Below are 20,404 nucleotides of genomic sequence, written 5' to 3'. Positions count from 1 at the left end.
GGCGGAAGGCGTGTCAATCGATAGTGCGGAGCTGCCTGCAATACGGGTCAGCTTCTTTTTCGCGGGGCGCAATTTGCGCGAGCGCGTAGCTTTGGCTCGCTACTTCTTCTGAATCCTGAACGTCAGCAGCTCGCCGTCCTGCTGCTTGTCTTCCAGCGCATCGCCGGTCTGGCGTAGCAGGTTCGGGATGTCGATTGCCGACAAGGGGTCGGTGCATTCGATGGTCAGTCGGTCGCCGCTGGCCATGCCAGACAGCAACTTCTTGGTGCGCAATGCCGGCAGAGGGCACTTGAGGCCGCGCAGGCTGACCGTCTTATCCGCCATTTCGATCCCGATCCGGACTTTTGCTGGCGCGGTGTTGCGGTAGACTAAGGCCGAGGTCAACCCCGGTCCGTCCTGCCCCATAATGGCGTCCGCACACCCCCAGGCGATCGCGCGGCTGATGCCGCTCAACGAGGCTTTGGCGCTGGTCGAAGCGCAGGTGAAAGCCATTGTGCCGGCGAAAGCGCCGATCGTGCCCGGCCGGGTGCTGGCTGAAAACGTCATTGCCCCGGCGCGGCCGGCCGCGGCCATCGCGCTGCGCGACGGCTGGGCCATCGCGGCGGACGATACCCTGGGCGCCGGCAGCTATTCGCCCGCGTCGCTCGGCCGCGCGCCGGCGCGCATCGAGGTCGGCCAGCCACTGCCAGAGATGACGGACAGCGTCGTCCCGCTCGAGGCGGTTCAGGTCGCCGCGTCCGGCGCACAGGCGCTGGCCGCGGCCTTCCATGGCGACGGCGTCCTCGAGGCCGGCGGCGACAGCCAGGCCGGCACGCCGCTGCGGCGTACCGGCGAGCGCCTGCGCCTGACCGACGTTGCCGCGCTCACCGCGCTGGGGCTGTCACTGGCGCAGATGCGCATGCCGCGTGTGCGTCTTGTGCCGGTGCGCGACGACCCGCTGATCGCCGCCGCCGCGCAGCTCATCGGCGCCGACGTGGATCGCCGCGGCGGGCTGCTGCGCGAGAGCGGCAGCCTCGACAACGCGCTCAATGCCGGCGACGCCGACGCCATCGTCGCCATCGGCGGCACCGGCACCGGGCGCAACGACGCCAGCGTCACAGCGCTCAAGCGCGACGGCCGGCTGGTCATGCATGGGCTGGCCCTGTCGCCGGGCGAAACGGCGGCATTTGGATTCGCGGGCGAGCGGCCGGTCCTGCTGCTGCCGGGCCGGCTCGACGCCGCGCTCGCCGTCTGGCTGATTTTGGGTCGGCCGATGGTCGACCGGCTCGCCGCCGTCCGGCCGGGCGTCGATTTCGTCGATACCGTGCGGCTGGAGCGCAAGATCGCTTCGACCATCGGCCTGACCGAGTTCGTGCCGGTCACCCGCAGCAGCCGTAGCGCCGAGCCCTTGGCCAGCCGCTATCTGCCGCTGTCGGCTTTGGCGCGGGCCGACGGCTACGTGCTCGTACCCGCGGAGAGCGAGGGCTATTCCGCCGGCTCTGCCGTTCGGGTATGGCCGTGGCCATGAGCCACGGAACGTCATCGCCTTCTCGCGCTGAAGAGGAACTTCTCGCCCGTGTTCGCGCCGCGGCGCGGCAGGAGCAATTCCTCGAGGTGGTCTCGCCCGACGAGGCAAAGGCGCGCTTCGCGGGCGCTGCCGACTTCACGCCGCTCGCCGCGGAGACGGTAACGCTGGCGGACGCGCTCGGACGCGTGCTGGCGCACGACGTGGTGGCGCTCGCCGATGCGCCACCGTTCGACCGCTCCAATGTCGACGGCTTTGCGGTCCGCGCTGCGGATACGGTGGGCGCCAGCGAGAGCGCGCCGCGGGTGCTGACGCTGAATGCGGAGGTGATCGCCTGCGGTCATGAACCGACGCTCGATGTCGGCGGCGCCACCGCCACCGCTGTCGCCACCGGCGGCATCATTCCGCGCGGCGCCGACGCCGTCGTCATGATCGAGCAGACGGAATTGCGCGAGCGCGGCGCGCCGGCGATCGACGTGCGGCGCCCCGTGGCGCCTGGACAGTTCATCTCCTACGCCGGCTCGGACATCGCGCGCGGCGAGACGGTTCTGCGGCGCGGCGCGCGCATCGGTTCGCGCGAGATCGGCATGCTGGCGGCCGCAGGACTTGGTACCGTCGCGGTCGTGCGGCGGCCAAAGGTGGCGATTTTGTCGACCGGCGACGAACTCGTGAAACCGGGCGAAGTCCTGAAACCGGCGAAAGTCTATGACAGCAACGGCGCTGTTGTTGCCGCCGCCGTCGCCGAGGCCGGCGGCATGCCGGTTGCGTTCGGCGCCTTTCCCGACGACGAGGCAAAACTCGAAGCGGCGGTGCGCGCGGCGCTGGCGGCGTGCGACATCGTCGTGCTCTCGGGCGGCACCTCGAAAGGCGCGGGCGACCTGTCGCACACAATCGTCTCGCGTCTCGGCAGGATCGTCGTGCATGGCGTGGCGCTCAAGCCCGGCAAGCCGCTCTGTCTCGGCATTGCGCAGGACAAGCCGGTCATCGTGCTGCCGGGCTTCCCAACCTCGGCGATTTTCACCTTTCACACTTTCGTTGCGCCGCTCATCCGCGCGCGCGCCGGCCTGCCGCCGGAAGCGGCGGAAACGCTGACCGCGCGGGTGCCAGTGCCCATCGCCTCGGAACTGGGCCGGGAGGAATTCGTGCTCGTCTCGCTCATCGCCGGCGAGGACGGCCCGATCGCCTTTCCGATCGGCAAGGGCTCCGGCGCGGTGACGAGCTTTTCGCAGGCCGATGGCTTCCTCGCCATCGATGCGCTTGCCTCGACGCTCGAGGCTGGCAGCGCCGCCGAGGTGACTTTGATCGGCGGCGTCGCGCACGCGCCCGATCTCGTGGTGATGGGCAGCCACGACGTCGCGCTCGACGCAGTCATCGGCGCGGTCATCGATCGCGGCTTCTCCGCGCGCGTGCTCGCGGTCGGCAGCCTCGGCGGCGCGGCGGCAATCGCGCGTGGCGAATGCGATATTGCGCCCGTGCATCTGATCGATCCCAAGAGCGGCGACTACAACGTGCACCTGGTGCAGCCTGGTCTCAGCTTGGTGCACGGCTGGCGTCGCATGCAGGGCATCCTTTTCCGGCCCGGCGACGCGCGCTTCGAGGGCCGCAGTGCGAAAGAGGGGCTTGCCGCCGCGCTTGGCGATGCCAGCGTGCTGATGGTCAATCGCAACGCCGGCTCGGGCACGCGCGTGCTGATGGACTCGCTGCTCCAGGGCAAACGGCCGCCTGGTTACGCCAACCAGCCGAAGTCGCACAATGCCGTCGCCGCGGCGATCGCGCAGCGCCGCGCCGACTGGGGCCTTGCCATCGCGCCGGTGGCGAAGATGTACGGGCTCGGTTTCTTGCCGGTCGCGCCGGAGCACTACGATTTCCTTGTCGCCGAGCGGCGACGCGGGCATGCGGCGGTCGAGGCGTTCCTTGCTGCGCTCAGGGACGAGCCGACGCGCGCGCGCATCCGCGCCCTCGGCATGGAGCCCGCCTGATCGTCTCGCGAGGCCTTGTCAGCAGCTCAGGCGAAGGACATTGCCGCCGCTTTCGCTTCCGGCACCACGTCGTGATCGTAGAGTCGCTTGCGGAATTCGGCGTGCGCGGTGATCTCGGCGTCGCGACGCGCAAGGTCGGCATAAACCGAATCGTAGCGCATGCCGTTCTCGCGCGCCCCGCGCTGCACGGCCGCCACGCGCTCGCGGCGCAGCCGCTCGTAGACATTGAGCGCGGCGCTTGCGGTGCTCACGTCGCATAGCGCGAGGATGGTCGCCAGTGCCATGCCGTCCTCGATCGACTGATTGGCGCCCTGACCGAGATGCGGCAGCATCGGATGCGCCGCGTCGCCGAGCAGCGTCAGGCGGCCCTTGGTCCACACCGGCAGCGGCTCGCGATCGTATAGCGCCCAACGGAACGTCTGCGTAACGTGCGAGAGCAATTCGCCGATGCGCGGATCCCAGCCAGCGAATTCGGCGCGCAGCACATCGGGATCGCCGGGCGCCGACCACGACTCCTTCATCTGCTGATCGGCCGGCACGAAGCCGACATAGTTGACCAGTTCGCCGTGGCGCACCGGGAAGGTGAGGAAGTGCTTGCCTTTGCCGAGCCACATCAGCCAGGCCTTGTTCGGCCAATCTGGAATCAGCCTGTGCGGCACGACGCTGCGGTAGGCGATCCCGCCGTGGAAGACGGGATTGGACGGCGGAAACACGTACGGCCGCAATTCGGAGTGAATGCCGTCGGCGCCGATGACGATGTCCGCCGCGACCGTCGCGCCATTGGCGAACGACACGCGCGCCGTTTCGGCGTCCTGCGCGAAGCCGGTGCAGCGATGGCCGGTGTGCACGATCTCCTGCGGTAGCGCGCCAGCGAGAATCTCCACGAGATCGGCGCGATGCATGCCGTAGGTGGCGTTCCAGCCCGAGGAATCCGTCACCTGCACCGGTGCGATCGGCGTGCCGTCCTGGTGGAAATAATGCGATTGCGTGCCGACCAGCGCGCCGAATTTCTCGACCTGCGGCCCGAGTCCGACGCGGTTGAGATGCCGCACGCTGTTCGGCGTGAGATAGACCCCGGCGCCGACTTCGCCCAGCGCCGGGGCCTGCTCGTAGATGTCGACCTTCAGCCCCTGCGCGCGTAGCGCATTGGCGGCAAACAGGCCGCCAATCCCGCCACCGACGATCGCGACGTTCGGTCGCTTACCGGCCATACTCAATGTCCTTCCTGCTACTGAAGCTTTATGTGCGCCGCTTTGATGACGTTGCCCCAGCGCTCGACGTCGGCGTGCATGTAGCTGGCAGTCTGTGCGGGCGAGCCGCCGACGACGGTCGCCGTCAACTTCTTGAGCTTCGCCTGAATATCAGGCTGGCGCAGCGCTTCATTTATGTCGGCATTGATCTTGTCGACAATCGCCTTCGGCGTCTTCGGCGGTGCGACGACGGCGTACCATGCGGTCGACTCGAAGCCGGGCAGAGTTTCCGCGAAGGTCGGCACATCCGGCAGGTCCGCCAGCCTCTTCTTCGATGCGACGGCCAGCAGCTTGAGCTTGCCCGCCTTCACCAGCGGCAGCGAGACGCCAAGATTGTCGAACATGATGTCGACGTCGCCGGCCAGCAGGCCCTGCAGCGCCGGGGCCGTGCCGCGATAGGGCACGTGCTGCATCTTCACATGCGCCATCATCTGGAACATCTCGGCCGTCAGATGCGACGTGGTGCCGTTGCCCTGCGTGGCATCGGTGATCTTGCCGGGATTCCTCTTCATGGCGTCGATCACTTCGGCGACGGTATTCGCCTTGATCTTGTTGGGGTTGACGAACAGACCGTTCGGCACCGACGCCATGACGACGATCGGCTCGAACTTGCCGGGGTCGAAGGCAAGATGCGGATAGAGGTTCTGGTTGACCACCAGCGGTGGCGGCGGCGCCGACAGCAACGTGTAGCCGTCAGGATCGGCGTGATAGGCGAGCTCCGCGCCGATGTTGCCGGCCGCGCCGGTGTGGTTCTCGATGATGACGGGCTGCTTCCATTTGCGCGACAGCCAGTCCGCGATGATGCGCGGCACGGTGTCGGCCGATCCGCCGGCCGGGAACGGTACGATGATCTTTACCGTATGATCGGGATAGGCCTGCGCGTGCGCAATGTTGCCGAGCGGCGCGAGCGTCGCACAAAGGACCAGTATACCGAACATGCGGGCGGCGCCGCCAAAGAAACGTGAGTGGTGTGTGCGCAATTGATGCCTCCCCGGGGATTTATTGCGGTGTGCTGCCGCTCTTTGCGGCGGACATTGCTGCAGCGAGGCGGGAATTGCAACCGCGGGACGGGCGCGATCCGAGGCGTCCGGTCAGCGCGTCATCGGGTGGTGCATGCGCAAGTGCCGCGGCGGCGACTTGCCTGCGGCTCGGCAATGACGAATATGAGCGTCACGCGACGCTTTGACGGACGTGCCAGAATCGCAAAATGCGATCGGCCGTGGCCTTCGACAATTTCATGAAGTCGGCGTGGGCGCGATTAACATCGCGCTCGCTCAAGCCGCTGCGCTCGGCGCTCGTCTTCAGGATCTCCATCGTGGTGTTCCAGTCGAAGCCCAGCGCCTTGCAGGTGAGAATGAGGCCGCCCGTGTCCGCCTGCAGCAGCAGGTTTTCGACCGCGTCATATTTCAGGTTTGCGAGCAGCGACAGGCTGGCGACGACGGCTTCGTAGTGCCGCGACAGCGCAAAGTTTTTGACGGCGGCTTCGGCGAGTCCGCCGGACTGCTGCATCGAAACGACGAGCCGTTGTGCGGCGGCGACACCGACGAGCTTCTGCTCGGCTCGCGCCGCCGCCTTGGCGAGCAGGGCCTGCAGACGTTCGGCCGGAATATCCGAGCGGACGCTCAGTCCGGCGCTGAGCGCGTTGTCGTGCTCCGCCAGTCTCACCAGTTGCTCAAGGCCGGCGCGCGAGAGCTGCGCCGAGACGTTCTTTGCGACACTGCGCGCCACGTCCTGATTGCCGCGCTCGATCAGGATATCGGTCAGAGGTTCGGTCAGACCGGGGCGTGCCGAAATTGCGAGGAGATGCTCGGTGCCTTTCGCTTTGGCGATTTCGCACAGATCGGTCTCGCTCAGTCGCGGCGACTGCGACAGGATCGGGCCCGCGACCTCGATGCGATCATCCTCGGCCAAGCGGCGGACCAGGCGAGGCGGAGCGTTGCCGATGGGCGCCATGCGCTTACTGACATCGAGGACGCCTTCCAGTTCGGAGTCGTCGAGAAGGCTATCGAAGAGATTATCGAAAATGCCGACCTTGCTGTCGTCGAGACCGGGTGCACTCGACATGAAAAGATCGGTCACGGCGCGCAATGTCTGGTGACGCGTTTTAGGATCGGCGTGTTGAATCGCGTCTTCGATCGCGTCGATGGACAACGGTGCCGGCATGCAACAACACCCATTCTGGGGTCACGAGTACCTAGTTACTACAGAATGTATTGATCGGGACTTAAGGACATTCGGTTGTAAGCGCGATGCAAAACCTGTGGTTGCAGGGCTTCAGTTGTCCGTGCGCGCCCGATTGCTCCCTCAGTTTTAACGATGTGGATTGCTCATCGCCGATCGACAATCGCGATTATGGGTTGTCCGGGTTCGCGCACAGCTTGCGCGGGTAACAACCTGTAGCGGATGCCGCTCCCTGGCCACCATTGTGGGCCAGCACATGCCCCGTGCCCGGCTGAGTGGCTGGCAAGTCTGGCGATTGCTCGCGGAGCGCGAACCGCCCTATATAGGCCGCATGCGTATCATCGGCCTCGCCGGCTGGAGCGGCTCCGGCAAAACGACCTTGATCACCAAGCTCATTCCGCGCCTGACTGCCCGGTCTTTGCGGATCTCGACGCTCAAGCACGCTCATCATGGCTTCGATCTCGACCAGCCGGGCAAGGATTCGTTCATGCACCGCACCGCTGGCGCCACCGAGGTGATCGTCTCGTCGGCACGCCGCTTCGCCATCCTGCACGAACTGCGCGACGAGCCGGAGTGGGATCTGCTCGATCTGGTGGCGAAGATGTCGGCGGTCGATCTCGTCCTGGTCGAGGGCTTCAAGCGCGACGCCTTCCCCAAGATTGAGGTCCATCGCACGGCCAACGGCAAGCCGCTGATCCATCCGGACGACCCCTATATCGTGGCGATTGCCGCGGATACGGCCCTGCCGCAGGCCAAGGTGCCCGTGGTCGATCTCGACGATGTCGAAGCGGTCGCGGAACTGGTGCTGGCGAACGCCATTCCGCTGGAAAAGGCCGAGGCCCTGCGGAGCAACTGATGGCGCAACTGAGCGACGACTGCTTCGCGTTCTCCGGGCCGCTGCTGCGGCTCGACGACATGGAGCGGCTGATCGCCGAGCGTATCGCGCCGGTGGCGGAGACCGACCGCGTGCCGCTCGCGGCAGCGCGCGGACGCGTGCTGGCAGCCGATGTCGTCGCGCCGGTCGATCTGCCGCCGTTCGACAATTCCGCGGTGGACGGTTACGCCGTGCGCCATTCCGATCTCAAATCCGATGCCGACACGCGGCTCGCGATTTCCGGGCGGCTGACCGCCGGCGCCGGCGAGGCGCTGTCGCTTGACGTCGGCAACGCCATTCGCATCTTCACCGGCGCGGCAATGCCGAAGGGTGCCGACACGGTGTTCATGCAGGAGGACGTGACGACCGATGGCGATGCCGTCGTCGTGCCGAAAGGCTTGAGGCGCGGCGCCAACCGGCGGCTCGCCGGTGAGGACATCGCCAAGGGCGCCGTAGCGTTGGCCGCCGGCACTGTGCTCGAGCCACAGCACATCGCGCTCGCTGCGGCCCTCGGCATTACCGATTTGAACGTGCGCCGGCCGCTCAAGGTGGCGATCTTTTCGACCGGCGACGAAGTAGTCGAGCCCGGCTCGGCGCTGCCGCGCGCGGGTGTCTACGACGCCAACCGTTACCTGCTGCGCGAACTGCTCGAGCGGCTCGGCGCGCGCGTCACCGATCTCGGCATTCTCGCCGATGACCCCACTTCGCTGGCGCGGGCGCTGCGCGCGGCCGCGGCGGCGCACGATCTCATCGTCACCTCCGGCGGGGTTTCGACCGGCGAGGCCGATTACGTCCGTGAGGCGGTCGCGCAGATCGGCAGCCTGGTGTTCTGGCGCGTCGCCATCAAGCCCGGCCGGCCAGTCGCGCTCGGCGTCATCCGCGGCGAGGGCGGCAGTGCGGCGTTCGTGGGCCTGCCGGGCAATCCGGTGGCGGTGTTCGTGACCTTCGTGCGCGTGGTGAAGGTGCTGCTGCGGCGCCTCTCTGGCGCGCGGCCGCAGACGCTGCTGCCGCTGCCGGTGCGCTCAGGGTTTGCGTACAAGAAGAAGAAAGACCGACGCGAATACGTGCGCGTCGCGTTGCGGCGCGGAGCGGACGGCGAGTTGGAGGCGATCAAGCACCCCCAGGACGGCGCCGGCATCCTCACGTCGCTGACGCAGACCGACGGGCTGCTGGAATTTCCGGAAGAGACGACGAGCATCGCCCGTGGTGACCACGTCGGCTTTCTCTCGTATGCGGTGCTAATGGACTAGGCTGCGCCGGCGACGATTTCGGCGGCCTTGGCGGCATCCTCGGGCGTGTTGACGTTGAAGAAGGGATCGATCGGCTCAGTCGGCCAGTCGGCGATGGCGATGCCGTGCCGCGCGGTCCACACCTCGATCTTGCGCAGGTCCTCTTTGACCAGCGCTTTGCGCAAATCTTCGCGCAGCGCCAACGGCCACAAGGCCACGACCGGATGTCGCCATTCGCCGGAGCGGGCGCAGGCGAGCGGCACGCCGGCGCCCATCTTGCGCCGCGCGGCGTGCAGACGCTCGACGAGGTCGTCAGGCAGGAACGGGCAGTCGCCCGGTACGCTCAGCATCCATTCGATGCCGTTGTTCTGCGCCGCCAGCCAGTCGAGGCCGGCAAGGATACCGGCGAGGGGGCCGGGGTAACCTTCGATGTTGTCCGGCACGACGGTGAGACCGGTGTCGGCGAAGCGCGCGGGATCGCCATTGGCATTGATGATGATACCGCTGCATTGCGCCGACAATGTTGCCAGCACGCGGTCGAGGATCGAAACGCCGCCGAGCTCGATGCGCGCCTTGTCGCCGCCGCCCATGCGGCGGGCAAGCCCGCCGGCGAGCACGAGGCCGAGGGTCGGGGGGTAGGGGTGGGTCATGCGGGCTATGTAGTCGAGGCTGAGAGCCTCCGCGAGTCCCGATCTCAATCCTCGACCGCCGCCTTGCGTCGGTGCTTGGTACTCTCCTCCTCGACGAAGGCGAGATCCTGGTCGAACACGATGCGGCTCTCGCCGGCCAACGCGACGAAACGTTTGCCGCGCGCGCGGCCGATCAGGGTCAAGTTCGCGTTGCGCGCGAGCTCCACGCCCCAGGCGGTGAAGCCCGAGCGCGAGATCAGGATCGGAATGCCCATGCGCACGGTCTTGATCACCATCTCCGAGGTGAGGCGGCCGGTGGTGTAGAAGATCTTGTCCGACGCCGAGATCTTCTCCTTGAACATCCAGCCGGCGATCTTGTCGACCGCGTTGTGGCGGCCGACGTCTTCCATATAGACGAGCGGTTTGTCCTGTTGCGCCAGCACGCAACCGTGGATGGCGCCGGCTTCGAGATAGAGCGACGGCGTGGTGTTGATCGCGTGCGTCAGGCGGTAGAGCCACGACGTCCGCAACTCGGCATCCGGCAGCGAGACGTCTTCGAGCGCTTCCATCAGGTCGCCGAACACGGTGCCCTGCGCGCAGCCGGAGGTCTGCACTTTCTTCTTCAGTTTCTTCTCGTAATCGGTCTTGCGCTTTGTGCGCACGACGACGACCGATAGCTCCTCGTCGTAATCGACGCCGGTTACCTCGTCGTCCTGCAGCAACATGTTCTGGTTCAGCAGGTAGCCGATCGCCAGATATTCGGGATAGTCGTTGATAGTCATTGCGGTAACGATCTCCTGGCTATTGAGGAAGATCGTCAGGGCGCGCTCGACCGTCACCGACGTCTCCATCGGCGCGCCGGTCTGATCGATGCCTCGGACGCGCTCGGTCAGGCGCGGATCGGCCGGGTTCGGACGGATGATGTATGGCAGTTCGTCGGACATGTGCCGAATATAGGGTATTCGCCGTCGTCCCGCATGGGCTGTGAGATAATGCGGGCCGGGTCCTGCCGGGCTGGGCCGGACAGCTCCAAACGTAAAGAAGTTATGACTTTATTTGACGCAAATCCGCCGCGCCATTTGGCGGCGCCTCAAGGTCCTTGTGGTTTCATGCTACCCGCACGGCAGTCAAACAGGTGCGGACATGCGGGTCGTTCCTCTGCTCATCCTTTTCGTGTGCGGGCTATCCGTTTCGGTGGCGCCCGAGAGGCTGGTCGCCAACGATCTGGCGATCGCAGCCGCAGCCACCGACGATTCGGCCGGCCAAATCCAGTATGAAGCGTTGCAGGCGCAGGCCAACCTGGCGCTGGATCTACTCAGGCAGGAGCACGAACGCCGGCTCGCCGCCGCCCGATTCGCCGCGAACTGATAAGGCGTCGCTCCGAACGCGCCGGGTTTCCCCGCGAATGGTCGGCATTCGGGTGATGCCGGCGAGCGAGCCGCCGCGTGACAAGGAAGAAAAACATATTGGCGCCGTCGCAGGTTTGGCTTGCAAATCGGCCCTTGCGCGGCCATGAACCTAGCCCCGGCGGCCGGTGCCTCGCGCACAGGTGCGGCTGCGCGCGGCTGACGACAGCCGATCCGGAGAGGTGGCCGAGTGGCTGAAGGCGCACGCTTGGAAAGCGTGTATACGGGAAACCGTATCGAGGGTTCGAATCCCTCTCTCTCCGCCAGCCTCGTTGGCTAACCGTTTCTCGGACTGAATTTGGCGGCCAAATAGGCCTTGTTCCTGCGTCGTTGCTACGCTTCGCTCAGGACCTCGAAAGCCATCCAGGACGTCCAACCCCGTTCTCAACGCCGCATTCTCTCGAACGCTCTGTACTGCTTTCCGTAGGTACGGTTCGGGGCCCTAGTAGCAGTCGGCCATTTTTCGAGGCGGCGGGCGACTGGGGTTTGCAGCGCATTCCCTCGATCGAAATGCTTTCCAACCACGATCGGCCATCTCGCAGTTCGAATCCTGCTGTCCCAGCCAGGCAGTCGGTGCTTTCGCCCCAAGGCGGACGGCCGGTCGAAAACCCCGCCGAAGCGCGGCGCTTTCGGACGCGGGTAGGTCTCCGAACTTCCCATAGTATGGAGGCAAAGCCGGACGGCCGCTTATTTCTCTGACCGCAGTCGGCAGAATTTCCGTTATTGCGGAGCGCGGGGCTGGAGACTGGTGCGATCCACTGATGGCAGAGGCACCAGACTACGAATCTGGGGGTCAGAGGTTCGAATCCGCATTACAAGCAGTCCTAATGGTCTTACCAAAGCCATTAGACGCACTCTCACGAATATCCGCGTACTTAAACGACACACTCAGCGCCAGCGGGCCAGCAAAACCAGATGCACAATTCGACGAACTAAACACGCCATGCGTGAGTACGCTCGCTTTCAAATCGAGCAGACTTTGCAGCTCATCGAGCATATGCTGCGGAATCGGCCCAAGAGGGAGCCGACATGACACGACACCTGCTGATGTTCGCTGCAATTTTCGTCCCGTTCTTCCGACGAGAAGGTCTCGACTAGGATACGGTGCTGGCAAGCGCCACAGATCACGACCGAGAAATCGCGGCATCCATCCGCGTTCTGTAGTACCGCCCTTATTCGACCTTCCGAAGGTACTGAAGCGCCGGCAGCCCAGTGTCCTTGTCGGTGACAGGCGTTGGGTCCGGCGAGATCGTAGCCGCCGAAGCGCGCTTCGACGGCTCGTTATCGACGCTCACAATTCCCTCGACATAGAACGAGGACATTTTGGTTTTGACGAATCCGTTCTTCATTTCAGCGATGGCCGCCGCCAAGGTGCTCTTGGCATAGCCCTTGTTGCGATACTTCTCTGGGACCGCGACGCCCAACTGAAGAACCGGAAGTCCCTCGATGTATCCGGCGGTAACGGCGACGACGAACGCCTTCACCGTCCTGCCATCGAGTCTCACGTAGGTGAGCCGCATCACGCCGGGGGTAGGGCTATCGGAGTGGAGGAAGATTTCAGGATCGAGCTTGCCCGTTTGCAGATCAATTTCGCCATCAAGCAACGCCTGTTGAAACGAAACCATCCCCTCCGTGGGGTCGGTCATCCGTGGCATGTGCGTTTCTCCTGAGCCCTATGTAAGCTCTGCCAGCGCCCCGGCAATCTCAAGCACTTTCGCCACCATGCCTTCCAATTCCGTTGCGTGAACGGGCTCGCTGTCCGGGTTCCTTCCCTCGCCATGCATATAGCGTCGCGTGTACGTGTTGATGTCGTCGATGTCGGCGTAGGCCTCGACCAGCACCGGGGGGGAGTTCGCGTCTCGAACTTTCCCGAGCATATTGCCGAGACCCTTCACGCCGCCCAGAAGTTGCGGAGCCATGCGCTGCATGTGTGTTTCCAAGACTGGCCGCAGCTTCTGAATCACATCGCGCGGCTGGCCTTTGTGGTGATGATAGAAGCTCAGCAGAACTCGCCTGTTCGCTGCGTCCTCGCTTTCGGTGTCGGTCTCAATGGACCACTCGGCGATTACGGTGTCCTTATGGCCAAACGGTATCAGCCACAGCGGCTTGCGATCTGCGGTAGGCAACGGCAGGTCCCACAGGTCTCGCAGGAAGCTGCGGTCGTGAGACATTACGACCACTTGCGACACCGTTTCGCCACACCGCTTGATTTCCGTTGCTGTGCAAGTCCGCCGGAAGTGATCCTGACTGTTAAACGGATCGTCGAATACGACGATGCAATCGGCCTTGTCCGTATCGGCTTCGATCTCAGCCAAGAAGAAGGCGAGGGCGAGCGTGCTGCGGTCGCCAGCCGACAACGTGTTCTTGAAGCTCGGTTCAGACAACGGGGTGTCGCTGCTGCCCATCTCTACCGACGTGTCGTTGATGACGACGCAGAAGGTAGAGTTCGCAACGCGCCCTGAATATTCAACTCGGACACTGTCGAGGTGGAAACCGGCGTTGAACCGTTTGAGGTAGCGATTGATCGCCTTTGTGTATTTGTCGCAGACGTCACTGCTGTATGCGTCGAGTTTGTCGCGCGCTGCCTGCTTCTTCCGTTCGAGTTCTTGCTTCTCTGCGGTCAGCTTTTTGTATCGGTCGCACGCTTGAGCGACGGTCTTCTCATATCGTTTCTCAGTCAGCTCATGCCACTTCAGCTCATTGGTCGCCGACTGCAACTTCGCGGGGCTTGCACTTCGCTTGAACGTGTTAATCGCTTGGTTCGCCGCATCTACCGCGGCGTTGTACGCGGTGACCGCGTCATTGAGCTGAGAAGCAGCTTCATAGGCAGATGAGTACTCTTCGGAGAGGGGCAGCGCCTCGAGCGGTGCGGCGGCCTTCTTGTGGAGCAAGTCAATCATTTGCTCTCGAAACGCACGAAGGAGGGCGCCGAGGTCCACGTCCGGTAACGTGGGCATATCGAACGCAACGTACCGTTTCCAGACTTCGGCCGCGTTGGTGTTCGACTGCAGCCGATTCAGCATGAGTTCGATGCGGTCGTCCGAGTAATGCGTGCCGGGCAGACCTTGGTACTGCGTCAGCTCACGTCGGAACGTCGTGTACGTGTCATTGAAGTACGACTGATAGGCTTCGATGAGGCTAAGCCCCTTAGTGTCCTGGCCGCACCACGGGCACTCGTTGTTGTGGTGATGCATCATGCCCGTGGACAGCCAAGATTCGTTGCCCTCCATTCCATGGGCTTTCAGATGTTGCTTCACCGTGGCCTCGGCATCACGGGACACTTCTTCGAGCGTTTTGCTGAGAATGTCCTTTAACCGAGCAGGTAGAGGAGGGAATTCCACTTTCTGGAGCAGCGCCTGAGAGCGCAGGTTGTCGATATCCTTTAGACCTTCGACTTCCTTGCGCTTGGCTTCGATCTTAGCGTCAATCTGCGGATCTTCATCAAGCTCGATGAACTGATCTACTTGGTTTGCCGGCACGTGCGTCGTCAGCACGCGTTTCGCTTCTCCGATTTCGCCGTTCTTCTCGGTGATGGCGGTGTCGAGGTTGTGGTACTCGGCGGCAAGCGTCACGCCGTCTTGGCCGAGGATCAGGTTGCACAGGTTGCGACGTTGGTTCGTCCCGATCGCATCGCCGAAATAAATGTTATCGGCCACGTACTGAGCATCGAAGATGCGCAAGTATGTCGGCGCGCTGTTCCATTGCCCATCTTTGAAGAGGGCCGTGCCACTCCCAAGGGTCAGAACGATATTCGGCTCCGACGAGCTGCCGAGGGTTTTGCGGCCTATGACGATGTCGGGATTGTCCGTCTGAAGAGATCGGAGGATGGAGCACAGGGTCGTCTTCCCGCGCCCGTTTTCGCCGAAAATGACGGTGTACTTCTTGAAGGTGACATCACCCTCCGCCGCGCAGCTCCGAAACCGGCCCACGGAGCCGATGTGTTTGACCTGCTTTACAAACATCCCGCAACCCTCTGATGTATTCAAAGGATACTCTCGGATTCGTCCGCTGTTGACTCGCGCGCTTCGAGTTCTCTATTTGTTCTTAAGCAAGAAGGCGAAAACAGACCCTCCATGAACGACCGGCTCCGCGCCTACTTGGACGAACAGGCCAGCGAGCTGGACGAGAGCGTGCGCCAGGCGCTCTCGATCACAAACGGAAATGCGATTGGGCTCTCCGTGCCTCTATCACCGCCACGAGCTTTTTGCAGGAAGAGATCGACGGCCTGAAATCGCAGGTATCGGTCGGCTTCACCCGAGGCCGCGTCAAGAAGCCAGCGCGGAAGCATCACACCGCCGAGGAATTCCTAGCGTCAGTCGCAGCCGGGATGGCCGACAAGGGCGCCTGCATGGTCATTTGGCGACTTCTCCGCAACAATGGCAGGTGCGGCGAAGATTGACACTCAGAGCCCGAGGGAGAATGGTCTGTGCGAATTCAGAGAAGCCCCGACATTCGCTACACCAATGTTTACGCCGAACGTGGAAAGCGCTGAGACATTTCGCTTCACGCTACTCTGGACGCTTCAACATGGATAAGCCGGGTATCATCTACCGAACCGCAACTGCCGCCGACGTGGACGACATCCTAACGATTTTCGGGGAAGTTGCGCCCGAAGTCCCAACGATAGGAGTTGTAGAACAAACGAAAGGATTGGTGGAAGGCTGGGTGGCAACGGGTGCTTCGTTGGTCGCGCTCGATTCCGACGGTAAGATTGTCGGATATGCACTTGCCCAAGGCGACGGGAAGGATGGGATAGAGCTGGTCTACCTCGGCGTTACCGGCACAGCGAGAGGCAAGCGCGTGTGCTCAGGGATAGTCGCTCGGTTGAAAGAACATGACATGCCGATCACGGCGTCCGTGCGTCATGACAATCAAAGTTTGATGGCTGCGCGCTTTGAACGTCTTGGATTTAAGACTCTCGAAAATCAGCAGGAGCAGACCAAGTACCGCTGGAAGCCAGTAGGTAACGCGGATGCTCAGCCCGGCTCACCAGCTCGCGGGTAGGACTCCCAGGGAATCGAAACGCCAGTGTTCTCAGGACGTTTGGTGTCCAGTTCGAGCCTGCCCCTGGGCATCAAACTGACCGCCGGAAGATGTTCCATAATGAACTTACACGCGCGAATGGACGCGCTTGAAGTCGACGATCTGTGGACCAGATAGCTCCCGCCAATTCGGTCGAGTATCGGCTCCAATCGCGCCACACTGAGTGCAGACCAATCGCTGCTCGATTTCACGAAGCGTGGCTTCGCTGCGCAAGCCTGAAAGACTGACTATGCCTGAATGGTGGCATGGCCATGCGCCTGTCCGCTTGCCCTTGCAGTAGGCGTCGACACTCCCGATGCCCAGGCTCCGGACATATCCGACAGTAGCAACAAAGGGCGCGTCGGATTTGCTGCCTCTCGTCGACCGTCCCTCGATAGGCATTGGTGCACCCGCAACTGCTCGTCATCCGCAGCTTGCAGAGGTCTTCGAGTCGGCGCGCCGAGTCGAGTCGGCTGAAAATCATCGGGGATAAAGGCTGCTCATGGCGCTGACCTGCCGGTCCCATTCAATCGGCAATGGCCGAGTGAGTTGCTTCAGCGTGAGATCCGCATGCTGGCGGCGATCGAGGATTGCGGTAACGATTTCGGGTGAGAGGAGCGTCAAGCGGAGCAGGCGGCATGCGTAGGAGTCATTCACGCCCCGAGCCTTTGCCAGTTCGGTAATCGAGGCGTATTCGCCACTCTCGATCTGTCCGCGCCACCTGAACGCCTTGGCGAGCGCTTTCAGCAAGGCATCCTCGGTCTTGGGTAAAGGTGGAGAGGCCGGGCCGATTTCAGAGACGATCGTCTTACGTCCGCCGCGCCACGTGAACTTCATCGGCACGTGCACGGTCACAGTCTGCGCCTGGTTTTGCCTGCTCATGCGGCCTGTCGCCCTTGGCTATTCCGTAGATCATTGAAGACCGTCGACAGCCCATCGACACGTAATCGGATGTCCGCGCCGGCTTCCGAAATATCCACACGCTCGACTAAGAGCTGGACGATGCGGGCCTGCTCTGCAGGGAACAGCTCGTTCCACAGAGCCTCAAATCGGAATAGCTCGTCGCGGACGGCACGCTCCGTCAGGCCCTTGATGGTCTGACGGGCGGCCCGCCAGGTTGCCACGACGATTTCAGGGCTCTGCAGCATGGTCTTGATCTGGGCGACCACCACCGCCTCGATCTCGGCCGCCGGAATGCGCCGCAGCGCTGAGTCAGCGGCTGCCCGCTTCAGGCAATCGATCGACGTGTAATAGCGATAAAGCTTGCCGCGCTTACGGGTATGGGACGGCGTCATCGCCGTGCCGCTCGGACCGAACAGCAGCCCTTTAAGCAGGGCCGGCGTGCGCCCAAGCTGCCGGGTCTTCTTGGTGTGCGGGCTACCCTTGATCAGGGCGTGGACCCGGTCCCAAAGCTCGGTCTCGACGATTGGTTCATGCTCGCCGGGATAGGAAGTCCCCTTGTGGACTGCCTCGCCCAGATACACCCGATTGTTCAGCACTCGGTAGAGGTAGCCTTTGTCGATCGGCTTGCCTTGCTTGTTGAGTGCGCCCTCTTTCGTGAGTTGCTCGATCAGGATCTGTGGCGGTGTCTCGCGGCCGAAGCGGAGGAAGATCGAGCGGACGAGCTTCGCCTCAGTCTCGTTCACCAGGAGCTTCCGATCCTTCACGTCGTAGCCAAGTGGTGTCCATCCGCCCATCCAAATTCCCTTGCGACGGGAAGCGGCGAATTTGTCGCGGATGCGTTCCCCGATCACCTCCCGCTCGAACTGGGCAAACGACAGGAGCACGTTGAGGGTGAGCCGCCCCATGGATGTGGTCGTGTTGAAGGCCTGCGTGACGCTGACAAAGGTGACCTGCCGTCGGTCGAACACCTCCACGAGCCTGGCGAAGTCCATCAGCGACCGGCTGAGGCGGTCGATTTTGTAGACGACAACCACATCGACTCTGCCGGCCTCGATATCGGCCAGCAGGCGCCTCAGGGCGGGCCGGTCCAGCGTTCCTCCGGAAAAGCCGCCATCGTCGTATCTGTCATCCAAGAGAACCCAGCCCTCGGCCTTCTGGCTGAGGACGTAGGCCTCGCAAGACTCTCGCTGCGCATCGAGGCTGTTGAACTCCTGCTCAAGGCCGTCTTCGCTCGACTTGCGGGTGTAGACCGCGCAGCGAACCTTCGGCTTCGGCGGGGCAGCGGGAGTCTTCACGTGCGCCTCCCCTGATTCTTCAGCCCGAAAAAGACGAGCCCATTCCAATTGGTCCCAGTAATGTGACGGGCAACTGCGGAAAGCGACTTGTAGGGGCGGCCCTGGTACTCGAAGTCATCTCGCCGGACCGTGACGCAGTGCTCCTTGCCCTGCCATTCCCGAATCAGCCGTGTCCCCGCAATCGGCCGACCGGTCGCAGAGGCCCGGCGGGCCTTGGTGACCTTCCCCTCCAGCTCGTCGGCGATGGCATCCAGCCGTTCCAGCGCCTCCTCGCTGAGGCCTCCGTAGGCCAGCTCCTGGATCCGGTAGGCTAGCCGGCTCTCCAAAAACCGGCGGTTATAGGGTGGGGGCTCCCGATCGAAGAGATCGCGCCATTTGCGCTTGAGATCGGCCACGGGGGCCAATTTAAGGGCCGCCAGTTGCGCTAGCACCGACTCGCTCATTCCCGGCTTTCCTGTCCAAGTCGGGCCGGATCACCGCTCTCGGGGGCCGAGAAGTGAAGCGAACTTTCTCGGGCAGACGGGGAGATTTGGCTGGACTTCCGGGCAGCAAGACGCATGAGCCCAGCGGAGAGGATGATCGCGATCTCCGACACCACGCTCGGGATGCCGTGATCGTTGGGTTTTGGATCATTCATGCGTACCAAGCTGCACGCAAAAGCCGGGAACGCTAGCCGACAAATGTCCCGATCGAGCTTGACCGTGCAGCGGCGAAGACAAAGGTAGATCAACGGGCGACAGAGCCGGGGAAAACAGCCGACTTTCTTGAGTCTCAACCTTGTGGGTGCAAACTGATCGGCGATTTGAGTGCCGATTCGCGAGCTGAGATTCGGTTACTAATGGCCGAGGTTGCCGGTTGGACACTACGAGAAGCTGTCAGGCGGACCGTCGATCCGGATCTGCTGAAGCAGTGTGTGTCGGCAGAGAGGGATTGGCGGAGAGCGGGCGCACGCCATCTCGACTTGGCCGATGACGCTGAGACTCGTGACAGGCAGAACGAGCAACTGCAGCTTCTCAGAGATGCTCAACTGAACGCCGCTAAATCTGTCGGTGAGGCGCTCAGAGCCCACCTGATCTCAGGGCAATTGGCGGCTCGAGGCCGTCGTGGGGGCCCGCTCGCGGAGATCGTGTCCGTTCCGGCTTCGGCGTGGAAGCTTCTGACTTTTACGGATTTCCGGCGATCTGTTGCCACTGAACCAGCGCCGGACAAGACGGCAATCTACGACGTGCGCATAGTGCCTGCACTCTGGGCGGATGACGCTTTGCTGCGGCTGACCGATCAGCCACTCCTGCGAGCGTTTGATCTTTTTGTCTTCAATGACCCACAGGTGGCAAGCCTCAGGAAGACGGCAATTGCACGTGGCGGCAAGCCTCGGACCGTCGGCTTCCAGTCGCGTCTCTATCACGCGTACTGGTACGTCGATCACGGCACGGAACGCGATACCGATCCGGCAGGCTTTCTGCTCGATGGTGAGCCCCGGTCGCGTGTGGCCGAGGACGCCCTACGCGACCGTTTCCGCCGCATTATCAAGCCGCTCATTGATGGCGAGATCGTCGCAGAAGCTGCGCTCTCCGGCCAAGGAGCTCTGGTCGAGATTTCCCCCGCAATGTGGCTGCGGAAAACCGCTGTTCTCGATCTCTATCAAGGCGATTTTTACGATCGGTATCCCGATCCGTCCGGTGATGGCGAAGAGCGGGTGGCGCCGCTTTACTTAAGCCTGATGCTCCGGCGACCGAAGACTGGCTCGGCTGAGAAGCTTCACGTGAAACCGATCGACCACGTTGATGTTCGACCGGCTACGACAGCATCGACCTCAAAGACGCACGGAAAAGGTATTCGCTGGGCCGAGGATCAACATCGAATTGAACACGAATGCTACACGTGGCTTGCTGACATGATGAGGAAATCTCCAAATAGGCGGACTGCCACGAATGGCGAGCTGCTCGCAGCGGCCCGAGCCAAATGGCCCATAAGCGAACGATCATTCTCGGCAGTCAGAAAGCGCGCGATCGCAGAGACAGGGGCGCATGCGTGGCGCGTCGCTGGTGCCACCCCGAAATCGCCGCAGCCTAATCGCCGCGGCGATTAAATCGCGGCGTCTATTTCGCGGTTCGAACTTGCTCCACTTTTCG

At 63.2% G+C, this 20,404-nt stretch carries 18 protein-coding genes and 1 tRNA gene; 8 read left to right on the top strand and 11 right to left on the bottom strand.

What is annotated here, in order from left to right; all coding sequences use genetic code 11:
* Positions 1-99: 99 nt before the first annotated feature.
* Entirely contained in the window at positions 100-453 is a 354-nt protein-coding gene (locus VGV41_RS19640) for a sulfurtransferase TusA family protein (RefSeq protein WP_326865752.1), read from the bottom strand.
* On the opposite strand from VGV41_RS19640, the gene VGV41_RS19635 reads away from it, so the two are divergent.
* Together VGV41_RS19635 and VGV41_RS19630 are read left to right on the top strand one after the other, a co-directional pair.
* The gene (locus VGV41_RS19635) at positions 443-1,507 is read left to right on the top strand and encodes a molybdopterin-binding protein (RefSeq protein WP_326865751.1); all 1,065 of its coding nucleotides are present in this window, start codon (positions 443-445) and stop codon (positions 1,505-1,507) included. The two genes, VGV41_RS19640 and VGV41_RS19635, sit on opposite strands and share 11 nt — an antisense overlap.
* Positions 1,504-3,483: a molybdopterin biosynthesis protein gene (locus tag VGV41_RS19630; protein WP_326865750.1), complete on the top strand. Its 1,980-nt coding sequence runs from the start codon at positions 1,504-1,506 to the stop codon at positions 3,481-3,483. Before VGV41_RS19635 ends, VGV41_RS19630 begins: the two co-directional genes overlap by 4 nt.
* A 26-nt stretch (positions 3,484-3,509) precedes the next feature.
* Here the strand turns inward: VGV41_RS19630 and VGV41_RS19625 are convergent, their stop codons facing one another.
* The 3 genes from VGV41_RS19625 to VGV41_RS19615 all read right to left on the bottom strand — a co-directional run bounded on the left by VGV41_RS19625 (position 3,510) and on the right by VGV41_RS19615 (position 6,896).
* Positions 3,510-4,694: an FAD-dependent monooxygenase gene (locus VGV41_RS19625; protein WP_326865748.1), complete on the bottom strand. Its 1,185-nt coding sequence runs from the start codon at positions 4,692-4,694 to the stop codon at positions 3,510-3,512.
* A 17-nt stretch (positions 4,695-4,711) separates the two neighbouring features.
* On the bottom strand, positions 4,712-5,671 hold the full coding sequence (locus VGV41_RS19620) for a tripartite tricarboxylate transporter substrate binding protein (RefSeq protein WP_326865747.1): 960 nt from the start codon (positions 5,669-5,671) through the stop codon (positions 4,712-4,714).
* A 232-nt stretch (positions 5,672-5,903) separates the two neighbouring features.
* Positions 5,904-6,896 carry a DUF2336 domain-containing protein gene (locus tag VGV41_RS19615; RefSeq protein ID WP_326865746.1) on the bottom strand — a complete coding sequence of 331 codons (993 nt, stop codon included), beginning with the start codon at positions 6,894-6,896 and terminating at the stop codon, positions 5,904-5,906.
* 349 nt (positions 6,897-7,245) lie between these two features.
* On the opposite strand from VGV41_RS19615, the gene mobB reads away from it, so the two are divergent.
* Positions 7,246-7,770, top strand: coding sequence for a molybdopterin-guanine dinucleotide biosynthesis protein B (gene mobB / locus VGV41_RS19610; protein ID WP_326865744.1), 525 nt, complete (start codon positions 7,246-7,248; stop codon positions 7,768-7,770).
* Positions 7,770-9,038, top strand: coding sequence for a gephyrin-like molybdotransferase Glp (glp, locus tag VGV41_RS19605; protein WP_326865741.1), 1,269 nt, complete (start codon positions 7,770-7,772; stop codon positions 9,036-9,038). The genes mobB and glp overlap by 1 nt, the downstream gene beginning before the upstream one ends.
* On the opposite strand, the gene mobA is transcribed toward glp, so the two are convergent.
* Complete coding sequence (gene mobA / locus VGV41_RS19600; protein ID WP_326865739.1) at positions 9,035-9,667, bottom strand: molybdenum cofactor guanylyltransferase MobA; 633 nt, start codon at positions 9,665-9,667, stop codon at positions 9,035-9,037. The genes glp and mobA overlap by 4 nt on opposite strands.
* Before the next feature lie 44 nt (positions 9,668-9,711).
* A complete protein-coding gene (locus VGV41_RS19595) occupies positions 9,712-10,590 on the bottom strand; it encodes a formate dehydrogenase accessory sulfurtransferase FdhD (RefSeq protein ID WP_326865737.1) in 879 nt (292 codons plus the stop codon).
* 199 nt (positions 10,591-10,789) lie between these two features.
* On the opposite strand from VGV41_RS19595, the gene VGV41_RS19590 reads away from it, so the two are divergent.
* Both VGV41_RS19590 and VGV41_RS19585 read left to right on the top strand, forming a co-directional pair.
* Positions 10,790-11,014 carry a hypothetical protein gene (locus tag VGV41_RS19590; RefSeq protein WP_326865736.1) on the top strand — a complete coding sequence of 75 codons (225 nt, stop codon included), beginning with the start codon at positions 10,790-10,792 and terminating at the stop codon, positions 11,012-11,014.
* Positions 11,015-11,228: 214 nt separating this feature from the next.
* Positions 11,229-11,318, top strand: a tRNA-Ser gene (locus VGV41_RS19585).
* A gap of 906 nt (positions 11,319-12,224) precedes the next feature.
* On the opposite strand, the gene VGV41_RS19580 is transcribed toward VGV41_RS19585, so the two are convergent.
* On the bottom strand, positions 12,225-12,707 hold the full coding sequence (locus VGV41_RS19580) for a hypothetical protein (RefSeq protein ID WP_326865734.1): 483 nt from the start codon (positions 12,705-12,707) through the stop codon (positions 12,225-12,227).
* An 18-nt stretch (positions 12,708-12,725) separates the two neighbouring features.
* Positions 12,726-15,014, bottom strand: a complete 2,289-nt coding sequence (locus VGV41_RS19575; RefSeq protein ID WP_326865733.1) for an AAA family ATPase — start codon at positions 15,012-15,014, stop codon at positions 12,726-12,728.
* A gap of 565 nt (positions 15,015-15,579) precedes the next feature.
* Between VGV41_RS19575 and VGV41_RS19570 the strand changes: the two genes are divergently transcribed.
* Positions 15,580-16,056: a hypothetical protein gene (locus tag VGV41_RS19570; protein WP_326865732.1), complete on the top strand. Its 477-nt coding sequence runs from the start codon at positions 15,580-15,582 to the stop codon at positions 16,054-16,056.
* Positions 16,057-16,554: 498 nt separating this feature from the next.
* Here the strand turns inward: VGV41_RS19570 and VGV41_RS19565 are convergent, their stop codons facing one another.
* From VGV41_RS19565 to VGV41_RS19555, 3 genes are read right to left on the bottom strand one after another with little or no spacing between them, the layout of a single operon-like run.
* On the bottom strand, positions 16,555-16,956 hold the full coding sequence (locus VGV41_RS19565) for a hypothetical protein (protein ID WP_326865731.1): 402 nt from the start codon (positions 16,954-16,956) through the stop codon (positions 16,555-16,557).
* Positions 16,953-18,272, bottom strand: coding sequence for a recombinase family protein (locus VGV41_RS19560; protein WP_326865729.1), 1,320 nt, complete (start codon positions 18,270-18,272; stop codon positions 16,953-16,955). The genes VGV41_RS19565 and VGV41_RS19560 overlap by 4 nt, the downstream gene beginning before the upstream one ends.
* Entirely contained in the window at positions 18,269-18,715 is a 447-nt protein-coding gene (locus VGV41_RS19555) for a DUF2924 domain-containing protein (RefSeq protein WP_326865728.1), read from the bottom strand. Before VGV41_RS19555 ends, VGV41_RS19560 begins: the two co-directional genes overlap by 4 nt.
* A 395-nt stretch (positions 18,716-19,110) precedes the next feature.
* On the opposite strand from VGV41_RS19555, the gene VGV41_RS19550 reads away from it, so the two are divergent.
* Entirely contained in the window at positions 19,111-20,361 is a 1,251-nt protein-coding gene (locus tag VGV41_RS19550) for a hypothetical protein (protein ID WP_326865726.1), read from the top strand.
* Positions 20,362-20,404: the final 43 nt, after the last annotated feature.

This window comes from Pseudolabrys sp. (genome assembly GCF_035943735.1).
In the GTDB taxonomy this organism is placed as follows: Bacteria; Pseudomonadota; Alphaproteobacteria; order Rhizobiales; family Xanthobacteraceae; genus Pseudolabrys.
The sequence above is the reverse complement of the archived record's forward strand: the minus strand, read 5'-3'. Positions and strand labels throughout refer to the sequence as shown.